At 42.0% G+C, this 16071-nt stretch carries 10 protein-coding genes and 2 tRNA genes; 6 read left to right on the forward strand and 6 right to left on the reverse strand.

What is annotated here, in order from left to right; all coding sequences use genetic code 11:
* Positions 1-6: 6 nt before the first annotated feature.
* Positions 7-2571: a nitrite reductase large subunit NirB gene (gene nirB, locus FR741_RS19925; RefSeq protein WP_167427536.1), complete on the reverse strand. Its 2565-nt coding sequence runs from the start codon at positions 2569-2571 to the stop codon at positions 7-9.
* Between the two features lie 529 nt (positions 2572-3100).
* Between nirB and rnk the strand changes: the two genes are divergently transcribed.
* The 3 genes from rnk (at position 3101) to FR741_RS19940 (ending at position 6964) form a co-directional block, all read left to right on the forward strand.
* Positions 3101-3508, forward strand: a complete 408-nt coding sequence (gene rnk / locus FR741_RS19930; protein WP_005394604.1) for a nucleoside diphosphate kinase regulator — start codon at positions 3101-3103, stop codon at positions 3506-3508.
* A 238-nt stretch (positions 3509-3746) separates the two neighbouring features.
* Positions 3747-4700, forward strand: a complete 954-nt coding sequence (locus FR741_RS19935; RefSeq protein WP_046875474.1) for a GGDEF domain-containing protein — start codon at positions 3747-3749, stop codon at positions 4698-4700.
* A gap of 479 nt (positions 4701-5179) precedes the next feature.
* Complete coding sequence (locus tag FR741_RS19940) at positions 5180-6964, forward strand: Ig-like domain-containing protein (protein WP_167427537.1); 1785 nt, start codon at positions 5180-5182, stop codon at positions 6962-6964.
* Between the two features lie 64 nt (positions 6965-7028).
* Here FR741_RS19940 and FR741_RS19945 read toward each other — a convergent pair whose 3' ends face one another.
* Positions 7029-8624 (reverse strand): DUF11 domain-containing protein, encoded by a 1596-nt coding sequence (locus FR741_RS19945; protein WP_167427538.1) that lies wholly within the window; start codon positions 8622-8624, stop codon positions 7029-7031.
* Positions 8625-9304: 680 nt separating this feature from the next.
* Here FR741_RS19945 and FR741_RS19950 point away from each other — a divergent pair.
* Entirely contained in the window at positions 9305-10591 is a 1287-nt protein-coding gene (locus FR741_RS19950; protein ID WP_225461124.1) for a DUF11 domain-containing protein, read from the forward strand.
* A 72-nt stretch (positions 10592-10663) separates the two neighbouring features.
* Here FR741_RS19950 and FR741_RS19955 read toward each other — a convergent pair whose 3' ends face one another.
* The 3 genes from FR741_RS19955 to FR741_RS19965 form a co-directional block, all read right to left on the reverse strand.
* On the reverse strand, positions 10664-12346 hold the full coding sequence (locus FR741_RS19955; RefSeq protein WP_167427868.1) for an Ig-like domain-containing protein: 1683 nt from the start codon (positions 12344-12346) through the stop codon (positions 10664-10666).
* A gap of 982 nt (positions 12347-13328) precedes the next feature.
* Positions 13329-13402, reverse strand: a tRNA-Cys gene (locus FR741_RS19960).
* Positions 13403-13438: 36 nt separating this feature from the next.
* Positions 13439-13525, reverse strand: a tRNA-Leu gene (locus FR741_RS19965).
* A 301-nt stretch (positions 13526-13826) separates the two neighbouring features.
* Here FR741_RS19965 and FR741_RS19970 point away from each other — a divergent pair.
* Complete coding sequence (locus FR741_RS19970; RefSeq protein ID WP_167427539.1) at positions 13827-14756, forward strand: CHAD domain-containing protein; 930 nt, start codon at positions 13827-13829, stop codon at positions 14754-14756.
* Positions 14757-14824: 68 nt separating this feature from the next.
* Positions 14825-15613, forward strand: a complete 789-nt coding sequence (locus tag FR741_RS19975) for a lipase family protein (protein ID WP_134645705.1) — start codon at positions 14825-14827, stop codon at positions 15611-15613.
* A gap of 74 nt (positions 15614-15687) precedes the next feature.
* Here FR741_RS19975 and FR741_RS19980 read toward each other — a convergent pair whose 3' ends face one another.
* Positions 15688-15942, reverse strand: a complete 255-nt coding sequence (locus tag FR741_RS19980) for a hypothetical protein (protein WP_012842214.1) — start codon at positions 15940-15942, stop codon at positions 15688-15690.
* Positions 15943-16071: the final 129 nt, after the last annotated feature.

Here is a 16071-nt window from a genome sequence, read left to right on the forward strand (position 1 = left end):
CTTCCCTTATGCTTCAGTGATCGCTACGTGTAGGATGTCGCCTTTCGCTTCAGGGTGTTTTTCCGTGAAGGTTGCTGGGCGGTGCTGTTCGCGCTCTTGAACAAACACAACATTGTCATCGCGCTTGTCAGAGTTGATGAAGTGTGCGAAACGAGTCAGTTGTGATTCGTCATTGATGGTTGCAGTCCACTCACATTCGTACTCATCTACAAGCTTCGCTACGTCTGCTTCTAGTTGAGCGTTAATGCCAAGTTTGTCTTCAACAATCACTTCGCGTAGGTAGTCAACGCCACCTTCCATGTTTTCTATCCAAACGGATGTGCGTTGTAATGGCGCAGCTGTGCGGATGTAGAACATCATGAAGCGATCGATGTACTTGATTAGCGTTTCTTTATCTAGGTCGCTGGCTAGTAGGTCTGCGTGACGAGGTTTCATGCCGCCGTTACCACAAACGTACATATTCCAACCTGCGTCAGTCGCGATAATACCAAGGTCTTTACCTTGTGCTTCCGCACACTCACGAGTACAGCCAGAAACACCGAACTTCATCTTATGAGGCGTACGAATGCCTTTGTAACGGTTCTCGATGTAAGAACCTAGACCAACAGAATCTTGAACACCGTAACGACACCAAGTTGAGCCAACACATGTCTTCGCCATACGAAGTGCTTTTGCGTACGCTTGACCTGTTTCGAAACCAGCGTCGATAAGCTTGCGCCAGATCTCTGGAAGATCGTCTTTTTGAGCACCGAACAGACCAATACGTTGAGCACCGGTTACTTTGGTGTATAGGTTGTATTCTGCAGCAACGTTCGCTAGTGCACCCAGTGCTTGAGGTGTAACTTCACCACCCGCCATACGTGGGATAACAGAGTAAGTACCGTCTTTTTGGATGTTACCTAGGAAGTTATCGTTCGTGTCGTGAAGCTTAACCAGTTGTGGCTTAAGGATGTGCTCACCCCAGCAAGAAGCTAAGATAGAACCAGCCAATGGTTTACAAACTTCACAACCGTAACCTTTACCATATTTCTCTAGAAGCTCATCAAACGTTTTGATCTCTTCAATGCGGATTAGGTGGAACAACTCTTGGCGTGAGTATGCAAAGTGTTCACACACGTCGTTCTTCACTTCGATGCCAGATTTAGCAAGCTCTGCATTTAGAACAGAGGTCACTAGAGGAATACAACCACCACAGCCTGTACCTGCGCCAGTCACTGCTTTGATGTCGCCCAATGTATGGTGACCATCAGCAACCGCTTGAGCGATCTTGCCTTTGGTTACGTCGAAACATGAACAGATCACTGCGCTTTCTGGTAGTGCATCCGCACCGAGTGCTGGTTTCTCAGCACCTGCGTGTGCAGGAAGGATCAAGGCATCTGGATGCTCTGGTAGGTCGATTTCGTTCAACATCAATTGAAGCAGATCGCCGTAGTCAGATGTATCACCCACCAATACCGCACCGAGCAGTTTCTTGTTGTCTTCAGAAACGATAAGACGTTTGTAAACTTCTTGCTCTTCGTTTTGATAAACGTAGCTCTTACAGCCTTCAGTACGACCATTCGCGTCACCGATTGAACCTACTTTTACACCAAGAAGTTTCAGCTTCGCAGACATGTCAGCGCCTTCGAATTTGCTTTCTGTGTTACCTAGTAGGTGATCAACGGCAACCGTCGCCATCTTGTAGCCAGGAGCAACAAGGCCGTAGAACATGTCGTTCCAAGACGCACATTCACCAATCGCGTAGATGTTCTCATCAGAAGTCTGGCAGTGGTCGTTGATGGCAACACCACCACGAGGGCCAACTTCTAGCTCCATTTGACGAGCTAGTTTGTCTTGTGGACGAATACCTGCAGAGAATACGATGAAGTCTGTTTCTAGCTCAGTGCCGTCAGCAAAACGCATAACATTGCGTGCGTTTGTGCCTTCTGCCGCAATCTCAAGCGTGTTTTTGCTGGTGTGAACGTTCACGCCCATACGCTCGATCTTTTGACGAAGTTGGTTACCACCAGCAAGGTCAAGTTGCTCAGCCATCAGCTTTGGTGCGAACTCAACAACGTGTGTTTCTACACCCAATGCTTTTAGTGCGCCTGCCGCTTCAAGACCTAGAAGACCACCACCGATAACCACGCCTGATTTGCTGTTTTTCGCACACGCTTCAATCGCTTTTAGATCTTCGATCGTGCGGTAAACAAAACAGTCTTTGCTTTCATGACCTTTGATAGGCGGGACAAATGGGAATGAGCCTGTAGCAAGAATCAGCTTGTCGTATTGAACTTCACGGCCAGTGCTTGAGTAAACAATGCGGTTTTCACGGTTGATGTTAATCGCGCGTTCGCCGATCAGCATATTAATACCGTGTTTCTCGTAGAAGCCTTCTTTTACTAAAGAAAGTTCATCTGCAGTATGGTGAGAAAAGTAAGAGGAAAGGTGCACACGGTCGTATGCGACACGAGGTTCTTCACAGAAAACGGTAATCTCCATATTAGAGATATCAGCTTTCTCGACTAAGTCTTCAATATAACGGTGCCCTACCATACCGTTACCGATGACTACTAGCTTCAACTTGCTCATTATAATTCCTAAGGGTTAGGTTCTTATCACTGAGCTCATTGTTAATTGTGAAAGAAAATTAATACATGATGTAAATCAATTACAATTTCAAACTACCCTAAAGGGGTAGATGAACGTTTTTATCTTGATATTGAAGAATAAAAGGTAATTTATTAACGGATGTTGGTAGTTTTTACAAAATGAGATAACCGCAGTCATGCTCACAAAGGGCTATACAGTTTTGGCTTTTACAGAATGGCAATGATTGTCGAGTTAAACCACGCTAACGATAAACCCAGCTTTGTTTAAAAACAAAGCATTCGTTTTAACCTAGCCGTTTCAAGGCTATTAAAGATGAACAACTGAAGTGACTGAAAGTTTTAGAAAAATCAAGTCTCACAACAAAAATCTTTTACTAGCTAAGTCGCACTATAAAGACTAGAATCTGATTTAGTTCATATGGAATAAAATCCATATGATTGATACCGTAATTGACATATAGAGTGCCGTCCCATGTTTGTGAGGCGGCCTTTTATTTGGGAGTCATAAAATGTCAGAAAACAATTCTATCTACATTTCAAGCTTAGATATGAACCGAATCACGGCTTTGTTGGATAAAATGCCAAACATCGCGGCGGAGCTTGTTGAGCTAGAAGCAGAGCTAGACCGTGCGACGGTTCTTGAGCCAGAACAAATGCCAGATAATGTGGTCACGATGAACTCAACTGTAGAGTTTAAATTTGCAGGTGAAGATAGAACCATGACAAAGACACTGGTTTATCCATCTGAGCTGAAAAGCAGTGATGATATTTCCATTTTTGCGCCCGTAGGCAGCGCACTGATCGGTTTGTCTGTTGGTCAAAAACTTGAATGGCCAATGCCAAATAATCAAGTGAAGACAATTGAAATTGTCGATATCACCTACCAGCCTGAGCGTTGTGGTGCACTAAACCGCTAACCCTCAGTAGTCCCGGTGCAAAGGCCTCATTTATGACTTTGCACCAGGAGAGCCCCTCGCTTATCCCCTATTTCCTTCTTTGTTTTTCCAAGCATTTACTTTGCTGCTCTTAAGTAACATCACCGATTCTTTATTATTTACCGCATATTCAATACTTATATCTCCAAGCTCAATCATAGAAATTGCAAAGTATTTTTCGTATATTGTCGCTCCGAAAACGACGTAAATTATGCGCAAAATGGAAGAATATCTAACTCGAATTGCCTGCTTAGAAAAAGAAAATGAAGAGCTGAAGCGGAAGAATGCGCGACTACAAGAAAAGTTGAATGCTGCACTCGACAGTAATGGACTGTGTTTGTGGGAGCAGCATATTCCTTCAGGTACTTTGACGATATTCAATATGCAGTGGGGCAAAATGCTAGGTTATCAGCCCCATGAGTTAACCGCGACGGTTGAAACGTGGAAAAACAATCTCCACCCTGAAGATTATGATCTTGCGGTGGGTGCATTTGAAGATCACCTAGCTGGCAAAACCGACCTTTATGAGGTAGTTCATCGCATGATTCATAAAGACGGCAGTGATAGTTGGGTCTACGATCGAGGGCGCATCGTCGAGTATGGTTCTGATGGCGAACCACTACGCATGATGGGCACTCATATCGATATTACAAAAGAAAAGCGATATGAGCAGCAACTGGCTAAGTTAGCTTCGAGTGATCCATTGACCGGACTGTTAAATAGAAAAGCAATTGAGGAAAACTTTAATCATCAACCTCAAACCAAGCCGTCTCAGCAGTCTGCCTTAGTGTTTGTTGATATAGATAATTTTAAAGCAGTTAACGACCAGCTAGGCCATCATACTGGTGATACTCTCCTCATTAATATCGCCAATAGCTTAACAGAGCTTGCGCCAAGCAAGTCTCAAGTCGGACGCATAGGAGGAGATGAGTTTGTCGTTTTAAGCTCTTATTCAAATCAAGAAGAAATATCTCAACTTTGTGATCGACTCTTAAGTTCCATCATTCCTGCGATAAATCAGGACTTAAATAAAGTAACGATTGGAATGAGCATCGGTGTTTGTCTATTTGATAAAGGAAAACAACAGTTTAATGAAGTTTATCAAAAAGCCGATCATGCAATGTATGAGATAAAGAAAAATGGCAAAAATGGCGTTGCCTATATCCAGATATAATAAGTCTCTTGTTTTTTGAAATTAATATTTCTTTAATTTGACAATTTTCTCCATGGGATTGATAGCGTCTTATTTTTAATAAGTAATTTATATAGGAAACAAAAGAAATAACAAACAATTAAGAGTGTTGCATACTACACGGTGTAATATTACTACTGTCTTTGTAACTACTTTTGTTGCATACAATATTATTTCTTATTATTTTTATAAAAACCACCAGTAAAAAGTAGTTAAACATTATAATTCATGAAGTTATAAAAACCGAAATACATGGTTGAATTTTAACCACCCCTTCTGCTAATATCTCGCCTCGTGTTTAAAAGTAATAAACACACACAAATATAAAACAAACTTTATAAAACATAATGCACACTTGATAATTACTGGTTCTATTTGGGTAGAGCTCGGTATTTATTTTATTTAAAACATTATGAATTTGTAATTTCATTTAATATCAAAATATTAAGTAGGTATATAAATTGAAGAAGGTCATCCTCCCTCAATTGGGCTTTGTTGCGTCAAATTTACGCTTGCTAGCTCTTGGCTTTGTAACCCTCGTGTCAGCATATTCTTTTTCATCAGAGGCTTATGCTGAGCAAGTGGCTAGTGGTGAACAAAAAACATTAGTTGTACTCGTCAATTTCCAAGAAAACCCTCAAGAGATCCCGATCTCTAAAGAAGACGCCCATCATGTTGTTTTTAATACCGTTAGCGACTTCTATTCGCAAATGTCCCAGGGGCAACTTTGGCTATCTGGTGATGTTGCTGGAACATTCACCTTACCGATATCAAACCAAATTTGCGATGATGATGCTGTAGCAGCGGAAGCCAACAAAATGGCTGAAACTGCGGGATATCAACTATCAAACTATGACCGTTTTATCTACTTAACAACCAAAACTGGATGTGCATCAGAAGGCTCTGGTAGCCAAGGAGTAACTCCCTCTAGAGCGTCAATAAATGCGGTTTTCGAGCCTCGAGTTATCGCCCATGAATTAGGACATAATTTTGGATTGCATCACGCTTCCGCACTCGACTGTAAAGACGGTACGTTAGCTGGTGATTGCCGTGTCATAGAGTACGGTGATAGCTACGATACAATGGGTAACTACGACATGGGTTACTTTAGCGCCTTCCAATTGGAAAACTTAGGGTGGCAGACCTCCCCTGCTCAAATCATTTCTAGTGATGGTGTTTACTCTATTGATGCCTATGAAGACTTTGAAAGTACTTCATCAAAAGTTTTAAAAATCCCAAGAGGTACCGATCCAATTACAGGTCAGCGCCAATGGTTTTACGTTGAATATCGACAAGCTCTTGGCTACGACAGCTTTTTACGTGACCGTTCGTACATCGTATACCGCCAAGATGTGACAGAAGGTGTGGTTGTGCGCCTAGCGACAGACGGTGATCTTAAAAGTAGCCGCTTGCTACACATGAAGCCTGACTCCACTTTCAAACAATTATTTGGGAGTAATGACTGGGAAGACCCTGCTCTTCCAATTGGTGGAACGTTCACCGATCCAAAAACAGGCGTGTCGATTACTTTGGAAAGTGCTAATGGTCAAAACGCACAGGTCAGTGTCATATTTGGTGGTGAATCCGGGCAATGCGTTGCGACATCGCCTCTACTCTCTCTAACCCCACTATCAGGTTCTGATGCAAATGCTGGAGAAACGTTAGCGTATAATCTTAAAGTGACGAACCAGAATAATACAGAATGTGCAGACGCGACCTATACAACGGCTTTAAGCGTTCCTGACGGATGGAATTATGACGCAAGCGCCTTGACGGTTCCTTCCGGCATGAGTGCAGAAACGACGGTCATGGTTACGTCAAACAGCGATGCTCAGCCGAACTCTTACAGCATAACCGTTGACGTTATAGATGCTGAAAATGAACAATCAGCCGAAACCGAGCTATCTTACACAGTGTTGTCTGAGTCGACGTCACCACTTGAGGCGGTGAATGATAGCGTAACGATCAGTGATAAATCCGTCGTTCGCATCGAGCAGTTAAATAATGACTCGTTTGAACAATCGACCTCTCTTGCGATTACGGTCGCTAAGCCAAACAAAGGCAGCGCCCGTGTACTGAGTGATGGCTCCATTGAATACACACCTTCGAAGAAGTTTAAGAATAATGATTCATTTACTTATACGATCAGTGACGGTCAATCTTCTTCAACCGCGACGATTAGTATCACCTTACAATCGACTTCTGGTGGGAATGGTGGTGGAAACGGTAAAGGGAAACCGAACTAAATCAAGCAATTCAATATGAAAAAGCCTGGAGAATACTCCAGGCTTTTTATTCACAAGACGTCAATTAGTTGCTTGGTGCAGGACAAATATCACAGTCTGCAGAAGCTGTATTCGTCGCTTGAGTATTATCGATTTTCAAGAAACCAACCGCCGTCACAGTATCACGGAAAGATTGTGTTTCTGCATTGCTAAATGCCGTTGGGATATAACTACCAGTATAAGACTGACATTGATCCGAAGCGAGTTCGATATTATCCACTACTGTCACGTCATCAGAAGCATCCTCAGGCGTACCTGAGTCATCCACAACAGAAACATTCACTAAAGTAAGTCCAGGCGTTGTGTTACATACCATTCCCGAGAAGCTCACTTCAGCAATGATACCATTTTCAGTAAGCTTGAAGCCGCTTTCACATGACTTCGTTACACTAATCATTGGAGACAAGCTCAATGACTCACATGGATCACTTGCGGTATCAGTAATGGTCGCTTGGCCACCCGGAGTCGCAGCTGCTGTGACTTTCACCGTATTAGTTAGACCATTGCTTGTACTTTCAAAACTGCCGCTGTATGAAGCACTATCACCTGAAGCAATGGCACCTAAGCTATGTGTAGTACCTGCTTCTAAATCCTCTACAACAACATCGTATAGCGTACCAACACCATCATTAATCACGTCGCCGCTGTATGAGTAAACGTAACCATCTTCTGTATCATTCACGACCGCTTGATTACATGTTTTGGTGATATCAACACTACACAACTCAAAGTCACCAACCACGAAGTCTTTCAACTGAGCGGTAATACTGCTTGATGCTCTTGTTTCGGCTGCAAATGAGCTAAAACAGGTGTCTGTTTGTAGAAGTTCAGTAAGGTTTACACCACCTTCAAAGAAGGTTTCTGGAGGGAAGACATTTTCGACACCACTTTTTGGCGTATACGCCCATGGTGCAGGTGAGTCAGTTGTATTGGTTGAAGCACACACATCTTGCGCGCCTGGTGAACACAGTGCATTTGTCTTAACTTTCAAACGTAAGTTTGTCGCAGCACACTGACCATCTTGTGGATTATTGTTATCAGCTTTCGCACAAGTTGTGTCCCATTCAAGAACCAAAATTTCTGGCCCCTCATTTGCCCCTTGCAAATAATTCACCTGAATCAAAAGGTCGCCAGCAATATGTTGACCAGTGAATGTACCGTCTGGGTTTGTACTGACCGAGTCTTGATAAAACCAAAAACCTAAGAAGGCATCACCGCTGTTACCAAAACGGTCTGCACCAAAGGTGAGTACAAGGTCATTATTAATGTTGTATGCCGCTGCATACGCATGAAGAATGTCCCCTTTATCAAGTACCGTACCAGTCTTCCAACCAAGTTCCGGTATGTCTTTGATGTCTTTATTACCACCAGTAAATATTGTATCCGGTGTTGCCGTGTCATTCTCAAAGCTAAATACTAATGCTCCACCACTGTTTGGCGGCGTTGACCAGTCATCTGGAGCACCTACTCCAGAGTCATCTATCGCATTAGCATTTGCTTCTAACTCAAATACGCCATCTGTTGGTGTTGCAAATGCAGAGCTACCTATTAGCAAACTTGTAAATATTGCATAAAGAAAGCTCTTCATCGTATGCCAGATACCTGACTTACAAGAATTCATAACCTACTCCTTAGAACGCTTCTAAAGCTAGACGAAGGTCCCTATGTCATTAATTGCCTTTTAAGAAAGAGTGAAAGCGAGATACAACTTTCGTTTCGAGCTCGTATAACGCATAGAGCATGCCACTACTTAAGGTTATGATTTTATTAAACTAAATATTTTCAACAGCGAAGAGAATGAACAGAGTGTTCAATTTTAAAGAAAGAGAAAGAAAACAAAAGAGACAAAAAAACCTACGATAACAAAGATATATACGTGTTCTAGGATAATGTTACAGATTGACACTTTATTGTTTACACCTGTGACAGATGCGCAAAAGCGACGGTATTGAAACTGTCCACTATGAATATGAAATAGACGCTTACTCACCTACTCCCAATAATGTGAAGGTGATGTGTAACACCTGTTTGCATAGTGTTACATCCTTTACACATCTAATTGAATACTCATTTAACTAAAACATATTCAGTCGTTTAGCGAATAAGTTTTAGCTCAACCATTTATGAAAATATAAACAAACTGTTCACCCCTCTGTACAAAAATAAAAAATAATCAACAAATACAAAAGGTTAAATATGGAACACTCTATGCTAGTCAACTGGCGCAGTTTAACTCTGTGAGAAAACTATCACGTATGTGGGCTCAAGGACGTAGCGAGCCCACTTACACAAGGAGGTTTTATGAAAACCATATTTAACTCTTGGTGGGGCAATAAGAGTTACCGTTGTTCCACTTTATGTAGCCAGAATATACTTACAGCGATCAATATCAGCAGCATGTTTAAGCTGTTTACTTGGGTCATAGCGGTTAGCTTAGTGCTGAGCTCTCAAATTGTTTACGCATCCGCTGGCGACCCTTCAAGCCGAGGCGTGCAACCAATATTTGTTGAAGGGAATAACACCTGTCAACAATTACTTCCAGGGATCGATGGTTTGATAGAATACAAGCTTGAGCCAGTTACAGACGGCACTTTCGGTGATGGCATGCTTGAAGTGGTTATTGATCAACAACCTGGGGCAAAAACCTTCAGTTGGGATCAAGGTGATAGCCCTGTGATTATGCAAGCTATCTTCGTAAAAGGTGGTCCTGACGGAAACCTATATAACTACTTTACAGATGGATTATTGTATCAAGATGATGCCTTACTACATGCACCTGTGGGTAACAATGGTAGATACTATGGCTTAAGTCATATTTCATTCTGTTACACACCAGGCGTACCAGACATTAAAATCACTAAAACTTGTACATTTGGTGATGTTGTCAATGGTAACACTTTGAAATACAACTATAAACTCACTGTAGAAAACACCGGTGACTTTGCATTGTATGATGTTGTGGCAACAGACACTACAGCCGTTGACAACGATATGGCTGCTGGTGACCATGTGTTCAATTTAGCGATGCTCGCCGTTGGACAAACGCAAGAGTTTAATGGTTCGTTTATTATTGACCAAAACGGTATCACTAACTACGCAGAAGTAAGCGCAGCACTTGAAACTGGTGGTGGTGTTGCGGTTTCTGACAACGCAGATTGGGAATGCCCAAGCCAAAACATCCCTGGTTCATTGTCTCTAGAGAAAGACTGTAGTGTCGTCGTCGTGAATCGATTTGAAGATACTGGTATTAATGAATACGGTCTTCAAGTCAATTACAGTGGTAGTGTATGTAATACCTCCAATGTCACCATTGACGGCATTGTCGTAATCGACAACAAAGACTCGAATCCAATCCAGGTTGGTATGCTTGCGCCTGCTGAGTGTTACGACTTTACTGGTAACTACGAGCCAATCCCAGGAGATGGTGAAGGCCTTCCATTACCGGGTGAAGAAGTCAGAGCGTTTACAGATACTGTGGATGCGAGTGGTGAAACTATCTTCGGTAATGTTGTCGTAGAAGCGATAACAGCGTCTGCAGAATGTACGCTATGTCCAACTTGTCCAGAGCCTGTTAACTGCCCTGAATAAGGTCTACTTACAACTTAATAAAACAACGCCTGACGTTAACTCGTCAGGCGTTTTCTTTCGAACTATATCGTTCTATTTATTCTTACCTTTCCCATTGTTACCAGAGTTGCCAGAATCGCCACCAGATGAGGACTCTAACTTCACTGAGACCTGAGCGGTCGAGCTGCTTTGACCATCACCTATGGTATAGGTAAAGCTGTCGTTATTTTTGAATTTCTTCTCAGGTGTGTAACGCAGGGTGCCATCTGATAACAGCTCTAGTCGCCCCTTACTTGGTCTAGTAAAAGAAACCACGCTTGCAGAGTTTTGCTCTCCAACAACATCGTTTGCCATCACATCGATAATCACCGACTGTTTCGAAGACATAGTCACCTGATCATCAACAGCAACGAGCTCTGGTGATGGCGAGATTTCAGTGGTTACAGAGTAATTTACGGATGCTGCGGTTTGCAGACTTGAGTCCTCGCCGTGCGTCACGATCATATTCAAAGCATAGTCTTTATCACTAGCGTCCACCGAAGATACGACTGATATCATTACTTGTCCGGTTTCACCTGCTGCTAGCGTGATTGCATTGCTGCTTGCTTTCCAACCAGTTGGCACTGACGCGTTTACAGAAAAACTGCTCGCAGAACAATCTGCACTATCTTTGTTAGTAATAGTGACCTGATATTGAACCTCATCGCCGGCTGCAACCGAGTTGTTTGTTGCAGCTTTCGCAGTTACTGATGGAGCATTAACAGTACAAGTCCCGATATTACCGTTGTCAGAGCCGTCAAAGACAACGCTTACTTCGGCGATGCCGTTCGCTGCACTCACCAAACTCAATGTTACACCTGAGTCTGGGTCAGTATAGCTACCACCGACCGGCATAGATGGGTCAAACCAGTCATTTCGGCCAAAAACCGCACGATATTCAGAATCAGTTTTAAAGTGAAGCAGATTACTGCTGCGCCCATCGCCTTCTACAGCGCTTCGAATGATGATGCCATCCGTAACGTCCCCACGATAGAACGAGTAAGAACGAGCATCTAAAAAGTCGTCAAACCCAATAGACTGGCGGTATTCAATGTAAAACCATTTTTTTGCACCTGTAGAAGGATCAGTACCACGAGGTACTTTTATCGTAACTGGCTGATCACTAGTCGTCTCGTAATTCGCGATGGAGTAAGTACCATTTTGAGTAACTTCCAGTGTCTTTGAAGCGTGCTCTCCCTCTAGCCATCCTAGTCGCTCGCGCTGGAAAGTATTCAAATAGCCGATGTCTGGACCACCCATTACATCATAGGTATCACCGTACTCACGCAACGTACAGTTGTCTGAAAGCGTATGCTCGCCACAATCAAGAGCACGAGAGTGATGCAAACCAAAGTTATGTCCAAGCTCATGAGCGATGTTCATCGGAGAAAAATCACCATTGATGTGCGCGCGTGAAGGCATGCCATCAATAGTTGCCGATCCAGCGACACCACATGCCGTTTTTGTCATCAAGTAAACAATACGATCGTACTCTTCAAGCTTCACTCCCGCTGCGATGGCTTCTTGATCCGCTGCATCTTGAACAGCGGTAAAATCACAAACCTGATTAGACAACGGCAAATTAAACCAACCCACGACTTTCCCAGATAGCCACATTTGCTCAAAAGAGCTTTCACGGTAGAAGTCATTTACTGTGCCAAAGATTAGATTATTTGCCTCTGACAAAGTTAATGGCTGCTCATTTGGGTTTTCTTTGAAGTTCAGCAGGATAACCAATGTATTTTGCTGTCCCGTCGTACTTCCTGCTGCACTGGCGTAATGGATGCTCTGTAAACAAGCGAATATTACTAATAAAAATGACAACCCTTTATTTAGGATTGTTCTATTTATTTTAATATTTTTTATCACTGCTTCACCTAATTTTAAATTAATAACTAGTTCACCTTCCCGCCAATATAAGCAGAAATGGTAGGGTAAAATAATATAAATTTTAGGCAATAAAATGCCCTAGCCTATAAAGCCAAATATGTTCCTATATACATCAACATGGTTATAAAAGGATAACCACCAAAAATATAAGAGCCGGAATCATAGCAAAGCAACCGGTCAAAATTCAACCAGAGCGATAAGTAATTTAGGTTAAGTTTGTGTAATAATAAATTTGTCCATTTTTGTCAGTTACTTAAAATAACCTTATGATTGTTTTATATGAACAAACTTTGTATTCAACAATGACTTTAATAAATCACTTGCACTACAGCCAATTTAAATCATTAAAAATCAAACAAGTAGAAATTGAACTAAAACAACCTCAATTTCATCGCATGAAATTATAACCTTTAAATTCATTAACTTAATAACGAGTCATTCGAATAATATACCTCAACAACTCTTGAGTAATATTATCCATCTTTAATTGTTAAATTTACGTTAAATTAAAGTAGTGAAAAGTTTTTTGCTCACCTAGTTTTATACTCGATTAAAAGACAGACTGAGCGATACAGTGCAATATCAACTAGAGACATATAGAGAAACAAGCAGGATATATGTGCAACTTTATTTTCAGTATTGAACTAAAATCACGTGACAATATGACGCTATAGATAGCAATTCGGGAAAACTAGTTAAAGAATGATTAACTGATAATTGAGGTTGGTATTTGTACAAAAATTAATTATTCAATTAAAAAGTGTGTATTAGAATAGTTTGACAATACCAGATACTAAAAAACCGACACTAGGCCGGTTTTTAGAAATAGTGGAGGCGCCTCCCGGAGTCGAACCGAGGTCCACGGATTTGCAATCCGCTGCATAGCCACTCTGCCAAGGCGCCTTTCTGATTTTGTATCTCTGTCACCAAAGATTTTGATGGTGCCCCGGGCCGGACTTGAACCGGCACAGCGCGAACGCCGAGGGATTTTAAATCCCTTGTGTCTACCAATTCCACCACCAGGGCAACGCAATCATGCGATGGGTTAGACACCATCTGTCTCAGCGGCCTTTGCCGTGAGAACGAGGCGTACTTTAACGGATTAATTTATCTGGTCAACAAAAAATTAGTCTTTTTTATTCAAATGGTTAAAAAGCCAACTCAAACGAACAAAGGGCGATCATTTTGCTCACAAGAACATCAGCTTGTTTTGCTCTCGTTTACTTTGCTTCATCACTTAATGTCAACGAGGAATCGACAAGTCGCACAAATTGACAGTATGGGTATAAACTTAATTCGTACTGCAGGGGACAAATAAGCGCTCATCATGTTTCGAAAGTCATCATTTCAATTACCGCTACATACTGATTCCGAACTCGACTTCGTAGTGCCCTACTTCTTACTTACTGAATTTGATTATGCACGCTCTCTGGAACAGGGGATCGTCCATGACTTGGACCCTGAATATACACACCAGTATCGCGTCACACTAAGGCGCATACGCTCACTATGCGTGCTACTTCGCGAACTGATACCTCCTTTTGAACAGCGTATTTTGAAACCTCATTTAAAAATAATGATGAAGAAAACAAATAAGCTGCGTGATTTGGACGTATTTATCTTGGACAAAAGCCAATACATTGAAATGCTCCCAAACCACAAACCCTCTCTTGAGCAGCTTTTTGGCTTTATAGAATCCGAACGTGCTTACGAACAGGCAAAAGTTGCGCGTTGGCTAGCGACACAAGAATACACTATGCACTGCACTTTGGTCAGGAATAGTCTGCTGCGAAGTACAAAGCACGCACGAGTGGATAACAACGTACCTGCGTTACTCTTCGCAAGCCAAAAAGTCTCCGAACAATTTAAAAAGGTCGACAAAGCACGGCGCAAGATCTCGGACAAAAGTCGTGACAGCGTGATTCACTCGATGAGGATAAAGTGCAAAGCGCTGCGTTATTTGCTAGAAGGGTTTTCCGCACTCTACCCTTCCCCACAGCACAAAAACAACGTGAAACAATTAAAATTATTGCAAGACAAGCTCGGTGATTTTAACGACACTTCAAGTCAAATTGAATTTTTCACACAGATCAAAGAGGCAGTAAACCTCAATAAACAAGATCGTAAGACCCTGAAAAAGCTGCTTAACGTGCTTAATGAACATCACGATACTTCGCGCCAGACCATCTTAACGCACTTAGACCAATTTGAGGCTTTCATCCACGATACCAACACACAAAGTCTCTACCAGCACTAACCTAGGTTCACGTATTTTTAATATTCATTAATTACAGTCAGTCGTTAGGCTCCATAAAGAAAGATAACGTGAAACCATTAAAACGATACCAATATGAGCGCTATGCCGTACTCTGTAATCTCGCCTATCCTCGCGTCTTCAGACAAACTCAATACGGATTCGATCCTAATGGGCAACGAGTCATTAGAAATGAACACGGTAAGATTATGATTCGTGTGCTCTGGAGTAAAAAACAGAGTGAAGTGGTCGTAGTGATTAAAGGCTCACACAGTATCAGTGATTGGTTGTTAAACTTCGCGATGTGGACGAGAAGCTGTCGAAGGTTGGGACTGAATTACCGCATTCACGCGGGTTTCTATCATCTTCTGTTTCAAGAAAGTTTACCGAGCCGAAATGAAGATCGGTTGGGGTTGACCGTGATCGAGCGCCTCGAAGGTATCGTTGTACCGCTCATTCTTAAGGGAAAAAGAATCACCATTACTGGTCACTCTTCAGGTGGCGCGATTGGCAGTGTTTTTGCCGATTATATAGAGAAAAAATACCCAAAGAGCATTAAACGCGTTGTGACTTTCGGTCAGCCCGCAGTTGGAGATTGGACCTTCAAAAAACGCTATCGTTTGGGGCACAAAACTTACCGGATTTGTTGCGATATCGACATCGTGACATTCATGCCGCCAGTGCCTTTTCTCTATTGGCATGTAGGCAAAATGCTATGGTTGTATAATGGGAAAATATACGAGAATACGCCAACGTTCATTCGACTTGGACGTTCTCTATTTAGTTGGTTGATGCGACCATTCTCTTATCACTTTATGAGTAAGTACATCCGCGATAAAGACTTCTTTGACGAACGCTGAGCTAAGTACCCTAAAACTATGATGTACAGGCACTAAAAAGCCGGACTCAGCCGGCTTTACGTTTTTGTGGTGAATTACAGAGAGGCAATTTCTTTTTCAAGTTGATATTTGCTATCTGTGACTATGCGCTCTAACACTTCAACGCGTCGCTTCAAATCACCAATTTGCTTGTTAAGGTTATCTTGTTCTTCTTGGCTCATCGTATTACGTTCAGATATCTCCAAAGCTCTTACTTCTTTACGATGATTCAAGATTAACTTAATTATCCCGCCCCCAAATATGGCACCGAACACAATAGCCACAACCAATACATCAGCAATAGATTCCATTCTTCATCTTCCTCTAGATAATGCTCAAATATAAGTTACTCATTTGTTATATGAATATCAAATAACGTATTGATTCACTGCAAAGTTTCATCAAAATTTGCCTGTTCTGTATCAAAATCACAAGAATGA

This window comes from Vibrio diabolicus (genome assembly GCF_011801455.1).
Lineage (GTDB): Bacteria > Pseudomonadota > Gammaproteobacteria > Enterobacterales > Vibrionaceae > Vibrio > Vibrio diabolicus.

Bases quoted from the DNA above. Each gene is read 5' to 3' on its own strand.
- nirB (WP_167427536.1), bottom strand. From the start codon at position 2,571: ATGAGCAAGTTGAAGCTAGTAGTCATCGGTAACGGTATGGTAGGGCAC.
- rnk (WP_005394604.1), top strand. From the start codon at position 3,101: ATGTCAGAAAACAATTCTATCTACATTTCAAGCTTAGATATGAACCGA.
- FR741_RS19935 (WP_046875474.1), top strand. From the start codon at position 3,747: ATGGAAGAATATCTAACTCGAATTGCCTGCTTAGAAAAAGAAAATGAA.
- FR741_RS19945 (WP_167427538.1), bottom strand. From the start codon at position 8,624: ATGAATTCTTGTAAGTCAGGTATCTGGCATACGATGAAGAGCTTTCTT.
- FR741_RS19950 (WP_225461124.1), top strand. From the start codon at position 9,305: ATGAAAACCATATTTAACTCTTGGTGGGGCAATAAGAGTTACCGTTGT.
- FR741_RS19970 (WP_167427539.1), top strand. From the start codon at position 13,827: ATGTTTCGAAAGTCATCATTTCAATTACCGCTACATACTGATTCCGAA.
- FR741_RS19980 (WP_012842214.1), bottom strand. From the start codon at position 15,942: ATGGAATCTATTGCTGATGTATTGGTTGTGGCTATTGTGTTCGGTGCC.